The organism is Prauserella alba (genome assembly GCF_024171735.1).
Classification (GTDB): Bacteria; Actinomycetota; Actinomycetes; order Mycobacteriales; family Pseudonocardiaceae; genus Prauserella; species Prauserella alba.
The window spans coordinates 18145-39016 of sequence record NZ_JAMTCH010000009.1; the positions used below are offsets into that span (position 1 = coordinate 18145).

Here is a 20872-nt window from a genome sequence, read left to right on the forward strand (position 1 = left end):
GCCAGCCCCTACCGCACCGCACGGTCGGTGTCGCGGACGTCGTCCGGGCGCACTTCGAGCCCACGCGACGGCCGGTACAGCACGTACACGGGTTTGCCGGCGACCAGTTCGCTGTCCGCCCGCCGTGGTTCCGGCGCGGCCGGTGCCGGGGCCGGAGCGGCTGCGGGCGTGGCCTGCGCACCGCGCTGGCCACCGCCCCGCCCGGTGTCGAACGTTCCCGCAGGCTGATTCATCCGCGACGGCACGACGAACGGGTCCGGATCGTCGGCGCGATCGATCCCGCGGTCGGTCACCGGCGCCGTGTCGACACGCCTGCTCGGCACCACCATCGGCTGCTGGTCACCCGGCGCGCGGTTCGGCGGGGAGGTACTGAACACCGGTGGTGCCGCCCCGCCGCCCGCGGGCAGTGCCGGGTTCGCACCACCGACCTGCTGTCGCGTGCCCGGCCAGTGGGAGGCCGGGTGCGCGCCGGTCTGCGGCCCGTCGAGCCGCTCAGCGCTGGCGACCGTCGCCTCCGGGCGGAACCGGCCGCCCGCCCGGGCTGCGCCGGCACCGCGGGTGGCCGCGCCGCCCTCGGCGTCGTCGTCGCTCTTGACGGTCTGCCAGAACTCGTCCTGCGGGGTCGGCTCGGACGACTTCTTACGGAAGCGGGAGAACAACCCGCCTCGCTGGTTCGGCACGGCGGAACCGACGAGGCTGACGGACGTCTCGACCATCTGCCACAGCCGCCGCGCCGGCCTGCCGACGACGAACATCATGATCGTCACCAGGCCGGCGATCGCCAGCTGCACGATCATGTCCATTCCGGACGCGGCGAAGATCGCCTGCAGCAGCAGTGCGTGGATACCGGCGAGCACCGACAGCACGAGCAGGTTGAACGCCACGCCACCGATGACGCGCCCGATCCTGCGCAACACGTCGTGCTGCAGGATCGCGAGCAGTCCGATCAACGGCGCGGTGAGCGTGAACAGCCGCACGAGGATCTGCGCCAACAGCACGGCCAGCTTGGCGACGAGCTGGAACAACGAGTAGGCGAGGCTCTGCAACATCGCCAGGAAACCCGTGCCGGCGCGAGAGCCGTCCTCACCGCTGAAGTAGCCGCTGGAGGCCTGCAGCTCGCCCGCGATGCGGTTGAACTCGGCCTTCTTCTCGTTGATGACGCTCTCGTCGCCGTCGTCACCCGCTCGCATCTGGTCCCATGTGAACGCCTGCGCGTCCAGCAGATCGGGGCCGTACTCCCTGGCTTCCTCGTCCTGCTGGTCGTTGCCGAACGTGCCGCGCAGCCAGTTGTCGTAGACGACCTCCTCGTGCAGTTCGGTCGGCAGGATGTGCCGGACGACGCGGTCCTGTTCCTCGTCGACGAACCCGGCCTGGATGTTGGTGGTGGTCTGGACGATCGCGTGGTCGATTTCGTCGTGGTATTGCAGTAGCGCCAGCGACGACGCCGCCAGCCACAGGCCGCCGACGGCGAACAGCGCACGCTTGCTCACCGTCGCGAGGTCACCGCGCCAGATGTTGCGGAACAGGAAGATCGCCAGCAGCAGGGCCGCAAGACCGAAGAGCTGTGCGTAGACGTTGTTGTAGACCGCTTCCGCGCCCCGTGACACGGCCTCGGTGAGGGGCTGGAGCACGCCGCCGTCGAGGACCTCGTAGTGCAGCGCGTTGGTGGCGCCGACGATGTTCTTGGCGACGTTGAACAGCTGGTTGCCCAGCCAGGTGTCGACGGTCGTGCTCGGGTCGGTGATGCCGCCCATGCCGCCGCTGTCGCAGTCGTGGACGTGCCACACCATGCCGGCGTAGCTGTAATCGGCGTAGGCGCTGCCTGCCTCGCCGTTGCCCTCGGGGTTGTCGATCGCGCCGACCATGCCGGAACCGGGACGTTCCGGGTTCGGCGCCTCGCAGCCGCCGCCGTCCAGCTGCGCTTGTGCGGGCGAGGCGAGCAGCGCCTGGCACGCCAGCACGGCGACCGTGGCCAGCATCGCCGGCCCGCGCCGGGCGACGCGGGGCCGTCCCGGTTCCCGGCGGCGGGCACGCAGCCACACCCACGCGCACACCAGTGCGGCGAGCACCGTCATCGTGATCATGCGGCGTCCCTGCCGGTGCCGTTCTTACCCCTGCCGCCTGCACGGGCCGGTTCCTGTCCGCCACCCGTGCCGCCGGTGTCTCCGCCGTCGTCGGGGCCGTGCTCGTCGAAACCACCGTCGTCGAAACCGGTGTCGTCGAAGGCGGTGTCGTCGAAGGCGGTGTCGGACAGCAGTTGGTCCTCGGTGAGCCCGACCTCCAGCTCCGCCTCGAGTTCGAGATCCTCCTCCCGATCACCACCGAGCTGCGGCTGCGCGGGCTGCGGCTGCGTCGAACGCGCGGTGGTCTGCTCCGCCGTCCGGTAAGGCCCGTCGGTGGCTCCGCCGTCGGTGGCTCCACCGTCGGCGCGGGTCTCCGCCGCGGGCGCCTGCGCGGGGCGTTCTGGCGTCGCGCCCGGTGTGGTGTCGAGGGTCTCCCGCAGCTGCTGCAGGTGCGGTCCGGTGAAGTCGACGCGGATGCGCTCCACGCCGCCCGCACCGTCACCGAAGATGAACTGCCGCGGCTCGCGGTCGCGTTCGGCCTCGCGCTGCCCGCCGGGGCGGCGGCCGAGCGCGGACACGACCTGCTCGTAGCCCGCGCCCACCGGCACCTTGAGCAGCCGCAGCGCGTCGGCCTGCGCCTCGTCGTCGTCGAGCCTGCCGACGAACACCGAGTCCAGCAGCGCGACGAAACCCTGGATCTTCAGGAAGTCGGCGGGGATCTGCGACGACAGCAGCACCCGGACGTTCCACTTACGCGAGTCACGGGCGAAGCGGTTCATCAACACCCGGCCCGTCGGCACCTCCGACAGGAAGAACGCCTCGTCGATCCACACGCCCTTGCGCGCCGACTTCGGCTTGTCGTACACCGAGCGCGCCGTCAGCCAGGCGGCGAGGTTCATCATCTCGACGCCCAGCGCTTCGGCGTCGGTCCAGTGTTCCCGGCCGACGCTCTCCTTCGGCAGGGTCAGTCCCGCCATGGTGAGCACGGTGAGCCGGTCGTCCCGCTGGTCGGTGTACGGATCGGCGTCGGCTTCCGGGATGAGCAACGACATGCGTTCGCGCAGTTCGTCGAGGAAGTCGGCGACGACGACGGCGTGGTCGTGGTGCTCACTGGAGTCGCGGCGCAGCGCGTCGATGACCTGACCGGGGTCGGCGTCGTGCCGCCCGCCGACCATGCGGACCGCACGCAGCAGCACGATGCGGGTCTGCGGCATGCGTGCGACGTCGTACGGCAGCACGCCGGTGAGCACGTCCAGCACAAGCCGCCTGCGCGTGGCCCCGGCGAGGGCGCGTTCCCTGCGCCACGCGCGTTCCGGGTCCTCCTCGTCCAGGAAGTGTTCGAGCTGCGGCTCGGCGACGACGCGATACGGGTTGAGGATGCCGGGCTGGGCGTTGAGCAGGTTGATCGGCCGCGCATACGGCCGCAGCTCCGGCAGCTCGCACAGCCGCGACAGCGGACCGGACGGGTCGAGGATCGTCCAGTGCGCACCGGCGCGGAGCGTCTTGTAGACGATGCCGCCGCCGAGGAACGACTTGCCACCACCGAGACCGGCGACGATCGAGGTCAGCCCGGATCCGTCGCGGATCTCCTGCGCCATCCACGGGTCCCACGCGACGGGACGGCGGGTGGCGGTGCAGGTCTCGCCGAGCAGGATGCCGCGGCGGTCGCCGACCTCGGCCGTGGCCGTCGGCACCGACGAGGCGGCCCAGACCACCGAACCACGGCGCAGATATGCCCCGGAGGCGAGCGACTCACCGGGGATGAACTCCCTGGCCAGCGCGTACTGCGCCTCGGGGTGCTCGATGGCGATCTTCGGCTTGTACAGGTCGAGCAGCTGCTGGGCGAGCTTGAGCGCCTCGCGTTCGGTGCTGCCCGAGACCGACATGCGCCACCACGACCGCACCCGCGTCGCGAGCGCGGTGAACCCCGACGTCATCTCGTCGTCGACCTCGAGCACCCGCGAGGCCTGCCGGGCCAGCGACTGCGGTGGTTCGAGTTCGTGCTCGTCGGTGTAGTGCTTGACCTGCGAACGCACCTTGTTCATCTGCCGCTGCAACTCGCCGGCGACCTCTTCGGGCCTGCGCACGTAGATGCGGGCGGACCACTCCACGGGCGCGGGCAGGCGGTCGGCGTGCTGCACCCACGGATCGTCGACCTCGGGGATCTGCAGGCCGTGCATCTGGCCGACCGTCAGCACGGCGACGTGGCGCTTCACCCCGGCATTCGATCCGGTACGGCCGCGCACCGTCACCGTGGGCGCGTACGGATCGGCGTGGAAGTCGGCGGCGTCGGTGAAGCTGGCGAGGTCCTCGGGCTCCCACGTCGACGTCGGCACCGCGGGCATCGTGCGCGGCGCGGGCAGTCCCAGCGAGCACGACCGGTGCATCAGCCACGACATCTCGTCGGCGCTGACCGGCCTGCCTTCGAGACCGGACGAACCGATGACCCCGTCGAGGTGCTCGACCTCGGAGTCGAGGGCGGACAGCTCGGCGTCGACGGCCTCGGGGAGGATCTTGCGCAGCAGGGGCGCGGCCCGTTCGACGGCGCGGTCCATGACGCGACGGGTCTGCACCTGTACGCCCAGGTAGACCTCCTTCTCCGCCATCGACCGGCCCATCAGCTGCTGCTGCTCCCCGACGAGGTAGTCGTCGAAGGACGGCGCCCCGGGCACGTCGGCGGGCCGGTCGTGGGCGTTGTGCACGTGCGCCTCGGCCCACATGCGGATCGGGTACGGGCGGGTGGTGACACGCAGGTGCATCCACCGGCCCTGCAGCTCGGCGTACTGGCCCGCGATCGCCGCGATGAGGTCCTGGCGCTGGGAGTCCGACCGGAACGACCAACGCTGGGGCGCGAGCCGGTACCAGGCGTACACCTCGTTGCCCGTGCGCAGCAGATGTCCGTCGATCGAGCGGGCGGCGATCGACGGTGTGTAGGTCGGAATCGCCTGTTCCCCGGGCAGTCTGCGGCCCCGGCCGTCGGTCTTCGTCGACGGTGCCGGATGCGCGGCCTTCCTGCTGGTGCCGCTTCGGTCGCGACCGAACAAGGCCTACCTCCCGACCGACGCCGGCATACGGCCGGTGCGCCGGTGCGCTCGTGCTGTGCTGTCTGCAGCCGGGCGTCCGGACGTCGGCCCGGCGGGCCGGACCGGATGCGCGACCCCGCGGGGACGGGCCCCGTGAGGGCCGCGCTTGTGTTTCGGCAGGGGCCGCTCCGCCCGGACCTTGATCTTGCTCGCGCTGACGGCACCGCCGTCGGCGCGGGTCTTCTCCCTCGGACTCTGCAGCTCGCGCAACCACATCGCGAACACAGCCGCCAGCGGGCGCTCGTGCGTGATCTTCGCGGTGATCATGCGGGTGATCGCGATGGCGAGGACGAACGCCCATGCGGTGCTGAAGAACCCGAAACCGATGCCCATCTGGCGTTCGATACCGAGGACCACGAGGAACACCGGGATGCCGACGCCCCAGGCGACGTACCGCGCGCGCCACGGGAACGTCGCCTTCGGCGGGCCGAGCCAGACGGCGTCGACCCGGTAGATCTCGTCGTCGGTACGAATGCGCACGTCCGCGAGCCCCGGTCAGCCCGTGAACAGGCCGGCGAGCCACTCGCCGACGTCGACACCGAGCCCGCTGACGGCGAGACCGATGAGCGCGAGGGCGATCACGACGCCCCCGAGCCTGCGCATCACGCCGGCGTTGTCGCCTTTGCCGCCACCCAGCCAGAGCAGCAGCAATGCGACGGCGAGCAGCACGAGCGGGACAATGTTGTCGAGGAGCCAGGTGCGGACTCCTCCGGTGCCGAGCTCGCCTTGCTGCGCCAGAGCCGCAAGCGTCATCGTGGTCATCGCCTACTCCCGAGTGCTTGGAGTGTGGTGCCGGTACGGATGGTCCGTACCGCGCGGGTGGTCCAGCACTTCCCGTGTTCGAACAACATCATGGCGTGACGAGGGGTGGCGGTCAAAGACCCGTACACCCGCAGCGCGACCCCGAAGGGAGGGTCCCGCCACCGTGGGCGTCACGGGCGTGCACGCCCACCTCGTCCGACCTCCATCATGGCTGCCCGAAGCTCCAGGGTTAACGGTGACCACCCGGTTTTCCTAGTGTGCGGATGGCCTCACTCACACGCCAAGATCGACCTCACGCTGAGTTCCGCCGTACCCGGCCGTGCCACGGGATGCGCCGGCGCGACCAGTGAACCATGACCCGTTCGGCCGCATCACAGCGCTCCATTGTGTAAAGCCCCTGTGTAGACGTCCAAACCAGGCAATTTGACCAATCCGGTGACAGGCGACCCCGTCACGCCGCACATCCCAGGCAAAGAACCACTGTAAGTGGTCCAATCACCCGTTCGGGTCGGTTTCGACCACTTGGTGGCGCGACCATCAGCGCTGCCCGGCAGGGCGGACGATGATCTCGTTGACGTCGACGTCCGCAGGCTGCGCAAGCGCGTAGGACACCGAGCGCGCGATGGCGTCCGGTTCAATGGCCGCCGCACGATACGTCCGCATCGCCGCAGCGGCGCCCGGCTCGGTGATCGTGTCGGCCAGTTCGGACGTCACGACGCCGGGTGACACGGTGGTCACTCGGATCGACGGGTCACTCTCCCGGCGCAGGCCTTCCGTGACGGCCCAGGCCGCGTACTTCGTCGCCGAGTACACCGCCGACGTCGGCACCACCTCGTGTGCCCCGACGCTCGCGACGGTGACGAAGTGCCCGCCGCGCTGTTCGGTGAAGACCGGCAACGCGGCGGCGATGCCGTGGAGCAGGCCACGAACGTTCACGTCGAGCATCCACTCCCATTCGCGCACGTGCAGACTGTCCAACCGCGACAACGGCATGACACCGGCGTTGTTGATCAGCACGTCTACCCTGCCGTGCCGTCGCCTCGCGCCGTCGACGAACTCGGCGACGCTCCCACGGTCGGTTACGTCGAGACCGACAGTCTCGACTCCGGTGTCCGCGGCGAGCCGGTCGAGCCGATCCCTTCGGCGGGCACCCGCGACGACGCGGTGTTCCTCTGCGGCGAGTCGCCTCGCGACGGCCTCGCCGATTCCACTGCTGGCCCCGGTCACCAGAACGACCTTGGATTGCTCGGACATCTCTCCAGCCCCTTCCTGTCCCGCCGGGAACGTTCGCGGTTCTGGGCGCGACCGGACAGGCCCGAACGATCCTGGGAGTGACACACCCCGGCAGCGCGGCGGCGTCGGGCCTATCGTGCGGACATGCCCTCCGAACTCGGCGATTTCCTCACCGGCAGGCGCGCCCGCGTGACGCCCGAGGCCGCGGGTCTGCCGGCGGCGGGTCCGCGCCGGGTACCGGGGTTGCGGCGGGAGGAGGTCGCGGTGCTCGCGGGGACGAGCGCCGACTACTACACACGGCTGGAGCAGGGCAGGGAGCGAAAGCCGTCGGCGCAGGTGGTCGAGGCGCTGGCCGCCGCGCTGCGCCTGGACGACGACGAGCGGCTGCACCTGTTCCGGCTGGCGGGGCTGGCGCTCCGCCCGGTGACCGCGGCCGTCGATCGTGCCGATCCGAGCCTACGCGGCCTGATGGACAGGTGGCCGGAGAATCCCGCACTGGTACTGAACCGCGCCTACGACGTGCTGGCGTCGAACGTCCTCGCCGACACGTTGTTCGGCGGCTGGTCGCCGTCCCACAACCTAGCGGAGATCGTCTTCGGCGATGCCCACGCACGCTCGCTGTACCGGGACTGGCCGGAGATCGCGCGAGCAACGTGTGCGGGGCTACGGATGAGCCATGGCGAACATCCGGGTGACCCGAGACTGGCCGAGGTGCTGCGCAGACTGCTCGGCCGCAGCGAGGAGTTCTGCGCCCTGTGGGCGCGGCACGACGCACAGGGCAAGAGTCTCGCGCGCAAACGCCTGTATCACCCCCAGGTCGGCGACCTCACGGTGACCGTGCAGACGTTCGACGTGCGCCATGCACCGGGCCAGCAACTGGTCGTCTACGACGCCGAACCGGGCAGCCCGGCGTCCGAGGCTCTGCGCCTACTGGGCACACTCGCCGCCACCGAGCGTTCGACGACCGGCTGAACCCGTCGAGCCGGGCAGCGGGCAGCGTCACGGGACGTGGCGGGGTGCCCGCGTGGCGACGAGGGCCGCATGGGGCCGGTGGCCGGGGTCGTCACGGGTCTCGGTCTCCTCAACGCGGAATCCCGCATCGGTGAGGAGCCGTGACATCACGTCGACCGGCCAGAAGTAGGCGGTCGTCACCGCGTGTGGGAACGCCTCGACCTGCGAACCGTCGACCTGGCGGGCCATACCCAGCAGCAGGCTGCCACCGTCGCGCAGACAGCGAGCGAACTCGGCGAGGACGCCGGGCACCGCATCCGGCTCGGTGTGGATGATCGAGTACCACGACAGGATCCCGCCCAACGACCCGTCGGCGACACCGAGTGCGTCCAACCGGGCGACGCGGAACGGATTGACGGGGAACCGCGCGCGGGCGACCTCGACGAACTCCGGCACGAGGTCCACACCTTCGATCGGGCCGTGTTCGGCGCTGTCGCCGTTGTCGATGTCGGTGCTGCCGTCGACGTCGATGCTGCGGCGAAGGAAGTCGGTCCACTGACCGGGACCGCACCCGGCGTCGACGACGGCCCCGGAGACCGTGGCGGCCCAGCGGGCCACGAGGTTCCGATCCGGTTCCGCCATGAGCTCCGGCGCGCAGGCGAAGTCGGCGTACTCGACCGCCCGCCTGCCGTAGGCATCACGTACGTCACCCGCCGACACGGGCCACCTCCGCTATTACTCGAATCAGTCGACACGGCTCGATCCCGACCTGCACCGAGGGAGGGCGAGTCGACGGGGTGCCGGATACTCTCGGGAACCGTCCTCCGCCCCGGGATCGTGCGTCGTCGGACTCTACCGTGGTCGCCGTCGGGCTCGGACGTCGAGCAACCCGCCTCCCGCCACCGTGTTCGCCGGTGACGGAATCAGTGGTTCGGCAAGTCCCGCTCTGCCACGCTGCCGACATGGACCTCGGCTTCCGTGGAGAAGTGACAGACTTCTACCACCGTTATCGGCGCGGCTATCCGCCCGCCGTCGTCGACACACTGGTGAACGCGTTCTCGCTCGACCACGACGACGTCGTGTTGGACGTCGGCTGTGGTACCGGACAGCTGACGTTGCCGCTGTCCAAGCACGTAGGCGTCGCCATAGGGCTCGATCCCGAAGCGGACATGCTCACCCGGGCACGCGCTGCGGCGAACGAAGACGGCGCGCGGAATGTCACGTGGTCACTCGGCTCGGACGAGGACCTGACCACGCTCCACAGCTTGCTGGCGCCCAGGGGATTCGCCGGAATCACCATCGCCCAAGCTGCGCACTGGATGGACCACGACGCCCTCTTCCGGTCCTGCGTACCGACGCTCCGGCCGGGCGGCGGACTGGCGGTCGTCACCAACGGCAAACCACTCTGGCAACACGACACAGCGTGGTCACGCGCCCTGTACGACGTCCTCTCCACCTGGCTCGGTACACCGCCCCGCGCCACATGCGGCACGGACGACGACAGTCAGGCTCGGTATCGGGAAAGCCTCGGCAGCGCCGGCTTCACCGTTCGAACCGCACACATCGAGTACTCCGACGAGTTGACCTTGGAACACGTCATCGGTTCGGTGTATTCAGCGTTCGGAGCGAACTCACTACCCGCTCCCGACCGACGTCCGGTGTTCGAGGAGATGGTCCGCACCGCACTGGAGCCACACCGACCGTTCAACGAACCGGTACGCGTCGGTCTCGTGATCGGCACCCGCTGAGCATCCCTACGGGGCATCGTGCCCGTCGTGCCCGCCCGGGGCGGGCAACAGGTGACTGGGCCGTCTCCGGCCGTGAGACGGCCCGCAGGGCCGAGAACCGGCGAGAAGCCCCGAGTAGTGTTTCCGCTGGTCACGAGACTTTCGCCGCTTCCGGCCGCTGGCGGGAAAGTGCAAGGAGGACGAGTTGGCATGTAAGCCGGATTCTTCCGAGAACCCTCACTCACCCTGCGGTTTTGCGTCTCCGGACGCTACTGGGGCCGTCGTCGGGCCGTCCGAGTGATCGCCGGACGGTTCGGTCCATGCCCCGTCGATCGCCGCTCGCGTCCGTTCGGCGCTGGAGGGCATCAGGTGGGTGTAGGTCTTCAATGTGAAGCCCGGGTCGGTGTGGCCGAGGTACTCCGACAACGCCCGGATCGACTCCCCCGCGTCAAGCAGCACCGATGCGTAGTGGTGGCGCAGGGCGTGCATGCCGTCGTCACGGCCCGGGGTCGGGATACCCGCGGCCACCACGGCCGGGCGCCAGATCCTCTCGTTGAAGTGCTGCCGCCCGACCGGATTCCCGCGAGGTGTGGTGACGAGCAGCTCGACCGTCGTCGGTGTGCCTCCGGGCTCACCCCACGGCAGCGTCACCGAGACCGGCGGGAACGTTTCCCTGTACTCATCGATCAGGTGCAGGACGGCATCCGAGAGCGGAACGTCCCTGGTTTTGCCCCGTTTGGGCCGTGCGAACACCAGGCGACCGCGGACCTTGCGCACCTGCCGAAGGACGCGGACGACCCGTTCTTCCCGATCGATCGCATCCACACCGAGGCCGAAGAGCTCCCCTTGCCGTAGGCCGGTTCCCGCACCGACCGGGACGAGGATGCGATAGCGCGGCGGGATCCCGTCCCGGACCTTGCGCACTGTCTCGCGGCTCCACGGCACGACCTTGTGTTCGTCCGATTTCGGCCGTTTCACCGACTTCGCGTGGCACGGGTTCGTCTTGATCAGGTTGTCGTCCACCGCCGCGGTGAGGATTGCCGAAAGATGGGCGAAGCACACGGCCTGATGTCCGGCCGATCTGCCGGCCTCCTGCATGGACCTGATCCACCCGCGAACATCGGTCGGTTTGATCGCGCTCAGAACCATGTTCCCGAAGTACGGTTCGATCACCGAGCGGAGACGGCTCTCCGTGGACTCCCTGCTGCTCGCTTCCATGGTCTGGCCCGCGAGCCACACCTTCCCGAAGTCTGTGAACAGGACCTTGCCGGCGTTCGGGTCGACGTAGTCGCCGGCCTTGACCTCTCCCTCTACCTCGAGGAGGAAGTCCTCGGCCTTCTTGCGAGCCCGGTCGGGAAAGCTCTTGGACCGTTCCTTGCCGTCCGGGTCGAAGTAGCGCGCCTTGTAGCGCATGCCCGTGCCGTAGCGTTCCGTCTTCTCCATGACGGGTTTACCGCGCTTGTTGAGGACGACCTCCCCGGTGTCGGGGTCTTCTTTCGGCCGGTACCAGCGGTCTTGGATGTGTCCCATCAGGCCGCCTCGATCTGCTCGGCGAACCAGGCGCGGACCTTGGCGGGGTCGTAGCGGAGGTGGCGGCCGATCTTGCACACCGGCGGGCCGGCCCCGCGCCACTTCCACTGATACAGCGTCTTGACGGGCACCCGGAGGTAGTCGGCGACGTCGTCGACGGTCCAGAGTTCCTCGATTCGCACGGTCATCGGTTCCCCCTTCACGCCGCGGCCTGGTCGGTTGCCGAAAGTTCGGCGGCTTGTTTGGCCTGGTCGTATTGCTGGCGCCATCGGCGTTTCTGGGCGATCGAGTGCAGCAGTAGTTGGGTGCGGTCGGGCTGTTTCGGGTCGCCGCGCGGGATGGGCACCCATCGGTAGCGGGTGCCGTCCGGGTCGTCGGGGGTGTCGAGTTCCGGCGTCACGCCGACGACGCCGAGGGTGCGCATCACGTGCTCGCGGCGCTGCTGGCGGTGTTCGGTGAGGTTCTTGCCCGACCACTTGCGCGAGACGAGGCACCGCCGGCCCCGGTAGCCGAGGGTCGAGGGCTTGTGGGCCTTGCCCTTACACGCACCGGGCACGAGGCCTTTGCCGGCGTCCTCGGGCTGGATGCCATACAGCAGCCAGTTCGCACACCCCTCGGAGCACGGTTCCCACCGCAGCGCCTCGGCCAGCCGGTCATGGTGGCGTTTCTGGGCGTCGGTGTCGGCTTCGTAGCAGGAGCCGAGGTCCTTGGTCAGGTATTTGACCAGGTAAGACAGGCACTTACCGGCCTGGTCGGAGCCGGCGTTGACACCCTGAATATCGATCCCGCCCGTGCCGAACCGGACGACGTGGGCGGGTTCGGCGTCGGGGTCGAAGGTCTCGTCCAACGCCTCATCCCACGACCGCAGTTCCTGGCCGGTGTCGGGGTCGACGTAGGCCTCGGAGGCCTCGTCCCACACCGGCGCATGTTCCGGCGAGTAGACCGGAGTGTCGTGGGTCGGCCACCACACCTGGTGATACGTGGCCGCGGCGACCTGCCGCAGCAGTGCTCGCGGGATGGTGCCGCGGACGGCTGCGTGCAGGTGCATCGCGAGGCGTTTCTGGGGCTCGACGGCGGCGAAGTACTGCACGTTCCACCCGCACGCCCGCCGCAGGTTCTGCCAGAACCGGTCGACGAGCTTGCCGAAGTGGATCGCGTCGCGGGCCGCCCGCCGGTAGTCGTACCGATCCCTGTCGAGGGGTGTGCCGACGATGCCGTCATCGCGATGGTGCACCCGCCCGCATCGGCAGGGTTTCGGGTGTTCGGGCTTCTTGGACGCCGAGTGCACCGGCCCGTAGGAATCCAGGGTCAACGTGAGGAACGTTGAGGGGCGGAAGACCTTGCCGTCGGGGGTTTCGAAGGCCCGGCCGACGGTGGTGTCGGCGACCTGCCGCCGCGGCAACTCCGGAGCATCCTGCCTCCGCCGGGTCGAGCGCACCGTCCGCGGCTTCTTCTCAGCGACCGGCTCCTTCTCCCCGCGCAGCCCATCAGCCTTAAGCAGGGCGTGCGCGGCGTCGATCTCGGAATCGATCTCGGCCACGGCCCGGTCGTCGCCGATGCCGACGGCCAGGGCGCGGGCCTCGGTGAGGTCGGCGATCTGGCCGAGCGCGGCCCGCTGCTGGGTCGTGGGTTCTTCGGTCTCGACCTGGGGTTCGTCGGTCAGGTGCCAACCTTCACGGGCCTGGTGCATCCGCAACCGGCGCGCCTTGTCCGCGCACGAGGGGCACACCGCGCTTTGGGTGGCCCCGCAGGGCACGGGCACGTGGACTTTCTCGCCCGTGGTGGTGTCGAGGCGTTCGAGCACCATCGGCCGCAAACAGGCGCCCAGTTCTTCGGCCGTGGATTCGGCCATGTCCTCGAGGGTGGCCGGGATGATCTTCCCGACCGGCGCCGGCATGTCCATGGTTTCCGTGGTGGTCATCAGGCGGCACCCCCGTCGATCGAGTGCAGCACCGGCCCCGGCCGGAACGTCTGCGCCAGTTGCCGGATGTCGTCGTCGGTCAGATACGCCGCCCGCACCCGGGACACGGCCCGGGAGCCGTCTTCGACGACGTAGCCCACACCGGGCGAGGTCTCGGCGATCTCCTCACACCGCGCCCCGCGGTCCCGAGCACCGTCGCCGAGGACCATGTCCGGCTGGGACGCCTCGACCAGCCGCAGCCCGATCCGCGTCGGGAACAGGTCCCGCCAGCGCACCACCTCCTTGCGCGGGTCCTGCAACGCGCCGATCACATGCATCCCGGGCGCCCGGCCCTTCGTCAGCAGCCGGCCCAACGCGGCCTCGGCCCGCTTCTGCCGTTTGGAATCGGAGATGAATGCCGTGACGGAGGCGAGTTCGTCGATGACGACGAGGATGAACGGCATCGCCGTCGAGGGCTCCAACGTCCGCGCGTAGCCGGCCAACAGCGAGGCACGCCGGTCCGCCTCATCAGCCAGGCCCTCCAAGAACGAGACCGCTTCTTCCTCAGCCTCGCTGCCGTCCATGGTCACCAACTGTCGGAACAACTCCCGGCCGAAGCCGAGTTCCATGCCGCCCTTCGGGTCCAGGCCCACGACCTGCACGAGGCCGTCGCGGATGGCCGGGCCGATGCCGGCGAGGATCGACCACAGCACCGAGCCCTTACCCGAGCCCGTGGCGCCGGCCAGGAGCGTGTGAGTGCCAAGCAGGTTCACCAGCCAGCGGCCGCCGTCGTCACGCTTACCGATCGGCACCGCCGACAAGTCCACATCGGACCCGGCCGTGGCCGGCGCCTGCACGTGAACCAGCGGATCACCGAACGCCAGGCGCACGAACACGGTTCGCGCTTTGTCGTCGCGGCGGAACTCCGCAGGCAGCACGCGCGCCATCCAGGCCGGTAGGTGCCAGCGGGGAGCCGGCACGACCCGTGCTTCGCGGGCGTGCATGGTCTCGGTCAGCTCCTCCAGCCGGTCGCTGAACGCCGCACGGGTGATCCCGGACGGAAGGCGGACCGACAGGACGTCGGAGAACCGGCCATGACGGACGAACACCAGCCGCGGCGCCACCCGCTTGTGCGAGCGCTTCTTCACGGTCAGGTTCGCCGCGACCATCAGGTCCGCCCAGTTGCGGAAGTAGCGGCGCCGACGCCACCAGATCCGAAGCGGCGACGTGACCCACCGGTCGAACGAATCCGATGCGATGACCAGCCAAGCGACGAACGTCGCCGCCGTGACCACGGCCTCGGCCACGGCCACCCACGTGAGTCCAGCAAGGTGGGTCCACACCGGCACCAACACGGCCGCCACGACCAAGCCGTTGAACACCACGAACGACCCCGCATACGTCAGGATCGAGCTCAGCAGCCGCGCCAGAGCGAGCAGGCCCCGCCCGATCCAGCCCGACACACCGTCCGGGCGATGCCGGCGCGGGTGAACCTCGATCTCCTGCCAGCCGGCGTTCTTATCGATCGTCAGAGACATCAGGCCGCCACCCCCGAATCAGCCGCCACCGCCAACGCGCGGCGCCAGTAGCCGGCCTCCATCTCGCGGTAGTTCTCGGCCCTGCGCTCGGCCTCGTGCTCCGCCGCCATCGCCGCCGTGGTGTAAACCCACGGAACGGCCCGCTGATGCGACGTCCACCGCGTCAGCACGCCCCACCACCGGGCTTCACGCTCGTAGAGCTCCGCGATCCGGCCCATCTTCCGCGCCCGCTCACACCGACCAGCCGCGCGCATATTCAGCGCCTTCACGGAGGCGCGCCGCGTGCGCGCCACACCCTGCTCCACCATCTGCGGCACCGATCCCGCCGCCGCGAATACCCGCGTATCCATCTACGCTCAAGTCCTCTCAACACGTTTCAACATGCCTTGCCCGGCAGAAAGAAAGTCGTTGGGAGACCAGGGGCCGAGTCCGTTGCCGCGGGCTCGGCCCCGCTCCCAAAAACCGTTGATATGCCTCAGAAATCACGACCGGCGCGCATCCGCATCACCCCCAGACCTGCGTTCAGGGGCCGGAGCGCCGCACTTGCAGCACAGCCAGGTGCCCACGATCCACACGAAGTAATGCCCATCGCCGGCCGCCGGATCGCACATCAGGCCGCCTCCGCCGACGACGCGGCCGACTCGCCACCGCGACGAGCCGACTTGCCGGACGAAGCCGGCGACGACTGCGCCGCCGCGAACCCGGTCGCGAAATACATCCAGCCCAGCCGCTTGAACTTGTCCTGGCCGGTCACGACCGGCGAGACCTGCAGCCCTTCGAGGACCACAGGACGCATTCCGCAACCCGGCATGAACTCTTCGGTCGTCGGAACCGGCTGCACGTCCGACAGGAAGATCACCTTGATCGACGCCTCGGCCTCTTTCGCGTAGCCCGGGTCCGAGAACACGGCCTTCCAGCGCCGCAGCCCCGTCGCCTCGTCCACCTTCTGCCGCGGCGGTGCGTTGCGGTTCTCCTGAAACTCGTTGTCCGGCTCCACCTGGCCGTTCAGCACCAAACCCGCCGGAAACGCCTGCTCAAACGGCACCTCGAACCGGTGCCCACGTTCCATACCCATCTGACTTGATCTCCTTCGTTACGTTTAGCCCCCTAAACATCTCGATCGCCGGAACCACTCCGGTTGAGGGGGCCTAAACACCAAGGTACACGGTTTCGCCGACTCGTCAAGGGGGTCTAAACTCGCGGATATGGAACAGGGCGACGACTTCGAGAGTGTCCGCCGCGACAGCGACCCGATTCGCCGAGGTCAGCGGGCTACGTCGCTCCTGACGCTGTACCAGCAGCGGGCGACGGAACTGGCCCGGCTGCGCAAGGCGGCCATCGAGGAGGCGCACACCGAAGGCGGCATGAGCTACACGGCCATCGCCGAAGCGCTGGGGCTCACCAAGGGCCGCATCACGCAGATCCGCAGCACCGCGCCGGGCCCGGAACGCGCGTTCTTCGGTGTCGGCCCGGTTGCCGTCGGCGTGCCGTACCGGTACCAGACCACCGACCGGGAACGACCGTTGATCGCGGCCGAGGACGCCAAGACCGCCGATCAACTGGACGAGATCCTCGACGGCCTGTCCCTCACCAGTGCCCGCTACGAGATCGAGCCCGAGCGGGACGAGATTCCGAGTGGTGACGTCGTCGTGGTGTGTGGTCCCAAGTCGGCGCCGATCGGCGCGAACCTCCTCGCCGCAGACCCCATGCTCGGCATGGTCGAAGACGCCGGCCGGTGGTGGGTCGAACACGAGAAGACCGGCGAGCGTTACGGCTCACCGTCCGACGACAAGGCCCCGACCAGCGCAGACGTGGCCTATGTGGCACGACACAAGCGCGACGGTCGTGTCGTCGTCCACATCGCGGGTATCCACGGGATCGGCTCCCTCGGGGCAGTCCACTACCTGACAACCAACCTCGCCGACACTTTCCACAAGGCCGGTGACGAGTCGTTTTCCCTGGTCGTCCGCGCCAGCTACGACGGCTTGACCATCACCGGCAGTGAACTCGCAGCCGGCCCCTACGTTTGGTGATCCATGCGCGTCGAAACCGCCCAGCTCCCGCCGATCGATGACAGCGACGACAAGATCCTCACCACCGACAACGCGGTCATCATGCTCGACGGCGCATCGGCGTTCGTCCCGGTGCAGATCCCGGCCAACACCTACGCCGACCGTCTCGGCCGCGAACTCCGCGACCTCCTCACCGAGAACGACGAGGCCGACCTGACCGGCATCCTCGCCGACGCCATCCGCACCACCGCGACAGCCTTCGAACTGCGCCCCGGCGAATCGCCGTCAAGCACGGTCACGATCCTGCGCAGGCGCGGCGACCAACTCGACGTTCTCGTCCTCGGCGACAACCTGGTCGTACTCCCCGACGAGACATTGACCGACGAACGCATGGACGACCTCGATCTCGCCCCACGGCGCCGGTACCGCGAACGGCTGGCCGGCGGCGGAGGCTACGACGACGAGCACAAGATCCTGCTCACCGAGTTGCAGACGCAACAGGCGACGTACCGCAACGTCGAGGGCGGCTACTGGATCGCCGAGGCCGACCCCACCGCCGCAGCGCAGGCGCTGGTCTGGACCCGGCCGGTAGAGGCCGTGCCGTGGGCCGTCCTCGCGACCGACGGCGCCTACAACACGATGCAGCACATCGGCGCCGCCGACTGGCCCCAACTCACCACCGCAAGAGCCGACGACCTCGCCGACATCCTCGACCGCTGCCAAATCTGGGAAGCCGAGGACGACCCCACCGGCAAACAGCTCCCCCGCGCCAAGCGCCACGACGACAAGAGCATCGCCGTGGTCACGCTCGGCTAGTTGCGCTCGTTCTGCTCCATGGAGGCGTTGTACTTCTCCACGATGTCGATCATCCGCTCAAACGCAGCAGCGGCCTCGCGCGGCATCTGCTCGTGCGCGTCCTCGACCATGGCCTGAACCGCGTCGCTCCGCTCCGGAGCCTCGACGCCCCGCGCGTCGAGATGCTCGCCGAGCTCGAAGAATGTTGCGAAGTCGACCGGGTCAGGCTCGCCGTGCTTGATGACGCGCGCGAGTTCCATCGCTCAGCCCTCCGGAAGCCTGGAAGCAACAACCTCGCTGACTTCTGAGGCCACCTGGCACGCCCTCTCTGTGCCCGCTGCCATGTTGATCAAGACATCCACGCGGGATGCCGTGGTAACGCTGACAGCAACAGTGCAGCCTCCCTCGCTCGGGATGCGAGCAAACTGGCGCCCGCCGTCTTCCGTCTTTTGAATGCCGTAGCCCCGATCGACGGCATCGTTGATCCCCTGGTCGTCTCGAACAGCCACGCCAAGCGTGAACGAACCCTTGGGCTCAGAGCCGAAGGGCTTCATGAATCGACAGTCTCGGCTGCTGCCGATGTCCTCCCGTATGGGCCCTTCGATCTGCTCGCCATACTTGCTCACGTCACTCTTGCTCAGCAGCGAACACGGATCCGTTTCCGCCAGCTCTGTCTCCGGGATGCGGGCCGGTGACGAGCTGGGCGCCGACGTGCGGGGTTGTTCCGACGTCGGTGGCTCGGTTGCCGCTTCGCCTCCCTCACTGGACGAACACGCCGAGGTACCGACTAGAACACCGAGGCAGATTGTCAGGACCGCGCGGTTGATCTTCACTGCTCTTGCTCCCCGCCTCACTCACTGTTGACGCATCTTGGCCAGCTCTTCGGCCTCGGCGTACTGGTTCGAGGCACGATACAAGGCCTCCGTGAGCTTCATGAGGGTCTGCTTAAAGTGCTGGAGCTGCGGAACTACGCCTTGCGGACCATCAGCCGACTGACGCACATGATTCGCGACCTGCAGAGCGTACGGGCCACTGCCCAATTTCGGCGCCTGACTCAACCTCTCAAACACGTACGATTTGTCATCGATCTGCCCGATCATCCCCTCACAGACCTTGACCAACTCCCGGACGCCCTCCGGGTCGGACCTGAACCCGCCCGACTTGGCCACCTTGAGCATGTTGTCCGCACCGCTCTGCATCTTGCCGAGGTTCGACATGAACCCGGCTCCGACGGCAAGATCGCCAACCCCGCCCCCAGCACTGCCTGGCTGCTTCTGAATCGGCGCGTCAAACTCGGGCATCAGATCCTCCCCTGGTCGCTGCACGTAGTCTGGTCGTCACCATAGCGTCTGACGCCAACCTCGTGGACACGGTTCCAGGAGAATCACGCCGCTCAACCGTCAGCGGCGACCGCGAGGACCTCTCTGCCCACTCTGGCAGCGTCCTCGCGACGGCTCTACCGGCGTGAGAAGCCACAGCCGACCACCGCGGCACTGTGCGACTGCTGCCGAATTGGCCTCTAAGAGATCAAGGGCGGCGCGCTTCGCGCGCCGCCGCCGGGGCACGCCCGGCCTCCCGCTGGCGCTCCCGGCCGGCGGCCCCGGCTCGGGCAACGAAGGACGCCACCTGACCCTCAGAGCAGCCCGTCAGCCGCGCCACTCACCACGCGCCGGCCCCTTCACGCCCGGTAAATCGTCTGACACCGCGCCGACCGCATCAAGGGCGCCTGCGGCGTCGCTACGCGATGAGCTGAGCTCACCCTTGACCCGGCCACCACGGTGCACAGCATCGGCACGGACGAAGGGGACGGGCAGTAGCGCCGGTACTTTGGTCTCTGTGAACTGGCAGGCGGCATCGACAATCCTCGTGGCCTGTGCAACTGCCGCGGCTACGGTGTATCAGGCTCGCGCCATGCGAAGCCACGGACGACGACGCGCACGTCTTGACGCAGATGTAGCGCTACTCAACGCACTCCCGGACGAGAGCACAGCCAGGGCCGCACTGCTGAGGCACGTTGACGCCGAGGTTGAACGCACCATCCATGACTACACAAGAAGGACACGGAACCCCGCAGGCGTAGCCCTCGCACTGGTCTTCCTTCTTGCTGCGACGGCTTGCGGTCTTCTCGCATTGTTTGCCGGCGCGTGGTGGCTATGGTTCCCAGTCGTCTTCCTCGGTCCTTTTGGCGTTATCGGACTGATCCAGGACGCTTTCCGTCGCGAGCGTGATGAGAACGGCAGCGCAATCGAAACGTGACCAGCCATGCATCACGTGCCATGGAGACTGCACGGTCAACAGAACAGCTCGCGGATACCTGCGCTCGCAGGTCAAGGCCATTCCAGGGCACGCGATGAAACCGACAACGTACGGCAGCAGGGCGGCTCGGCCCCAGTTGTCGCCCGCGACGGGTCAGCCACCATCGGCCGGACGTAGCACCAACGCCCAATACAGTTCGATGAGCGTGACGACACCCAGGATCCCGGCCACGACGAGCAGCATCAAACACAACACGATGCCGATGAACGCACCCCAGCGGTCTCCACGAGAACTCGACGTGAAGAACCGCCCTCGCCGCATCACGCTCATGAGGATCAAGTCCTCGAGACCAGCTGAGAACCCAGGGCCGGTGAACGAGACCTAATTGTGCCCCGACCATTAGCTTCCACGCTCTGGTCAGGACCCCCAGCGTCGGCCGCTGCGAGGACACGGCCGTCCCGGGCCGCCTGGGCCGTCTCTGGGCCGTGAGACGTTCCGCAGGGCCGAGAACCGACGAGAAGTCCCGAGTAGCGTTTCCGCTGGTCACGAGACTTTCGCCGGTTCTGACAGCTGCTGCAAAAGTGCAGGGAGGACGAGTTGGCATGTAAGCCGGATTCTGTTCCCACGGCCGGGCCGTGGGCGGCGACCATCCATCTCGGCCTGCCGTTGCCGGCAGGCTCCAGCGGTCTACCCGCAGGCCTCGGACGGGCCGCCCTCGAACGCCTGCGCAGGAGCCTGGGCTCCCTCTTGACCTTGCTCCGGGTGGGGTTTACCGAGCCGCCCCGGTCGCCCGGGACGCTGGTGGTCTCTTACACCACCGTTTCACCCTTACCCGGTCGCTCCGCCGGCGCCATCGGCACCGGCGCAGCACCGCCGGGCGGTCTGTTTTCTGTGGCACTTTCCCGCGGGTCACCCCGGGTTGCCGTTAACAACCACCCTGCCCTGTGGAGTCCGGACTTTCCTCGAAACCACGCCACGCGGGCGCGACGTCGCGGCCGCCCTGCCAACTCGTCCTCGAACTC

General features: G+C 68.5%; 20 protein-coding genes and 1 other RNA gene. 4 read left to right on the forward strand and 17 right to left on the reverse strand.

Going from position 1 to position 20872, the window contains the following annotated elements; translation table 11 throughout:
• Positions 1-8 precede the first annotated feature (8 nt).
• The 5 genes from LY12_RS24495 to LY12_RS24515 form a co-directional block, all read right to left on the reverse strand.
• On the reverse strand, positions 9-2084 hold the full coding sequence (locus LY12_RS24495) for a magnesium transporter (RefSeq protein WP_253859837.1): 2076 nt from the start codon (positions 2082-2084) through the stop codon (positions 9-11).
• A complete protein-coding gene (locus tag LY12_RS24500) occupies positions 2081-5107 on the reverse strand; it encodes an ATP-binding protein (RefSeq protein WP_253859838.1) in 3027 nt (1008 codons plus the stop codon). The genes LY12_RS24495 and LY12_RS24500 overlap by 4 nt, the downstream gene beginning before the upstream one ends.
• Before the next feature lie 3 nt (positions 5108-5110).
• On the reverse strand, positions 5111-5626 hold the full coding sequence (locus LY12_RS24505) for a hypothetical protein (protein WP_253859839.1): 516 nt from the start codon (positions 5624-5626) through the stop codon (positions 5111-5113).
• A 15-nt stretch (positions 5627-5641) separates the two neighbouring features.
• The gene (locus LY12_RS24510) at positions 5642-5908 is read right to left on the reverse strand and encodes a hypothetical protein (RefSeq protein WP_183779094.1); all 267 of its coding nucleotides are present in this window, start codon (positions 5906-5908) and stop codon (positions 5642-5644) included.
• Between the two features lie 537 nt (positions 5909-6445).
• On the reverse strand, positions 6446-7162 hold the full coding sequence (locus LY12_RS24515; protein ID WP_253859840.1) for an SDR family oxidoreductase: 717 nt from the start codon (positions 7160-7162) through the stop codon (positions 6446-6448).
• Between the two features lie 123 nt (positions 7163-7285).
• Between LY12_RS24515 and LY12_RS24520 the strand changes: the two genes are divergently transcribed.
• Positions 7286-8113, forward strand: coding sequence for a helix-turn-helix transcriptional regulator (locus LY12_RS24520; RefSeq protein ID WP_253859841.1), 828 nt, complete (start codon positions 7286-7288; stop codon positions 8111-8113).
• A 27-nt stretch (positions 8114-8140) separates the two neighbouring features.
• Here LY12_RS24520 and LY12_RS24525 read toward each other — a convergent pair whose 3' ends face one another.
• The gene (locus LY12_RS24525; protein WP_253859842.1) at positions 8141-8812 is read right to left on the reverse strand and encodes a class I SAM-dependent methyltransferase; all 672 of its coding nucleotides are present in this window, start codon (positions 8810-8812) and stop codon (positions 8141-8143) included.
• A gap of 266 nt (positions 8813-9078) precedes the next feature.
• On the opposite strand from LY12_RS24525, the gene LY12_RS24530 reads away from it, so the two are divergent.
• Entirely contained in the window at positions 9079-9840 is a 762-nt protein-coding gene (locus tag LY12_RS24530) for a class I SAM-dependent methyltransferase (RefSeq protein WP_253859843.1), read from the forward strand.
• Between the two features lie 216 nt (positions 9841-10056).
• Here LY12_RS24530 and LY12_RS24535 read toward each other — a convergent pair whose 3' ends face one another.
• The 6 genes from LY12_RS24535 to LY12_RS24560 all read right to left on the reverse strand — a co-directional run bounded on the left by LY12_RS24535 (position 10057) and on the right by LY12_RS24560 (position 15862).
• Positions 10057-11349, reverse strand: a complete 1293-nt coding sequence (locus LY12_RS24535; RefSeq protein ID WP_253859844.1) for a tyrosine-type recombinase/integrase — start codon at positions 11347-11349, stop codon at positions 10057-10059.
• A complete protein-coding gene (locus LY12_RS24540; RefSeq protein WP_253859845.1) occupies positions 11349-11537 on the reverse strand; it encodes a helix-turn-helix transcriptional regulator in 189 nt (62 codons plus the stop codon). The genes LY12_RS24535 and LY12_RS24540 overlap by 1 nt, the downstream gene beginning before the upstream one ends.
• Before the next feature lie 11 nt (positions 11538-11548).
• A complete protein-coding gene (locus LY12_RS24545) occupies positions 11549-13270 on the reverse strand; it encodes a replication initiator (RefSeq protein ID WP_253859846.1) in 1722 nt (573 codons plus the stop codon).
• Positions 13270-14787, reverse strand: coding sequence for an FtsK/SpoIIIE domain-containing protein (locus LY12_RS24550; RefSeq protein WP_253859847.1), 1518 nt, complete (start codon positions 14785-14787; stop codon positions 13270-13272). The genes LY12_RS24545 and LY12_RS24550 overlap by 1 nt, the downstream gene beginning before the upstream one ends.
• Positions 14787-15137 carry a hypothetical protein gene (locus LY12_RS24555; RefSeq protein WP_253859848.1) on the reverse strand — a complete coding sequence of 117 codons (351 nt, stop codon included), beginning with the start codon at positions 15135-15137 and terminating at the stop codon, positions 14787-14789. The genes LY12_RS24550 and LY12_RS24555 overlap by 1 nt, the downstream gene beginning before the upstream one ends.
• Positions 15138-15397: 260 nt before the next feature.
• Positions 15398-15862: a hypothetical protein gene (locus LY12_RS24560; RefSeq protein WP_253859849.1), complete on the reverse strand. Its 465-nt coding sequence runs from the start codon at positions 15860-15862 to the stop codon at positions 15398-15400.
• Positions 15863-15992: 130 nt separating this feature from the next.
• On the opposite strand from LY12_RS24560, the gene LY12_RS24565 reads away from it, so the two are divergent.
• Entirely contained in the window at positions 15993-16820 is an 828-nt protein-coding gene (locus LY12_RS24565; protein ID WP_253859850.1) for a hypothetical protein, read from the forward strand.
• A 3-nt stretch (positions 16821-16823) separates the two neighbouring features.
• Positions 16824-17615 carry a hypothetical protein gene (locus tag LY12_RS24570; protein ID WP_253859851.1) on the forward strand — a complete coding sequence of 264 codons (792 nt, stop codon included), beginning with the start codon at positions 16824-16826 and terminating at the stop codon, positions 17613-17615.
• Here LY12_RS24570 and LY12_RS24575 read toward each other — a convergent pair.
• The 5 genes from LY12_RS24575 to rnpB form a co-directional block, all read right to left on the reverse strand.
• Positions 17612-17854 (reverse strand): hypothetical protein, encoded by a 243-nt coding sequence (locus LY12_RS24575; RefSeq protein ID WP_253859852.1) that lies wholly within the window; start codon positions 17852-17854, stop codon positions 17612-17614. The genes LY12_RS24570 and LY12_RS24575 overlap by 4 nt on opposite strands.
• 3 nt (positions 17855-17857) lie before the next feature.
• Complete coding sequence (locus LY12_RS24580; RefSeq protein WP_253859853.1) at positions 17858-18427, reverse strand: DUF3558 family protein; 570 nt, start codon at positions 18425-18427, stop codon at positions 17858-17860.
• Between the two features lie 21 nt (positions 18428-18448).
• A complete protein-coding gene (locus LY12_RS24585) occupies positions 18449-18895 on the reverse strand; it encodes a hypothetical protein (RefSeq protein ID WP_253859854.1) in 447 nt (148 codons plus the stop codon).
• 1108 nt (positions 18896-20003) lie between these two features.
• Positions 20004-20180: a hypothetical protein gene (locus tag LY12_RS24590; RefSeq protein ID WP_253859855.1), complete on the reverse strand. Its 177-nt coding sequence runs from the start codon at positions 20178-20180 to the stop codon at positions 20004-20006.
• 259 nt (positions 20181-20439) lie between these two features.
• Positions 20440-20861, reverse strand: an RNA gene (rnpB, locus tag LY12_RS24595) — RNase P RNA component class A.
• Positions 20862-20872: the final 11 nt, after the last annotated feature.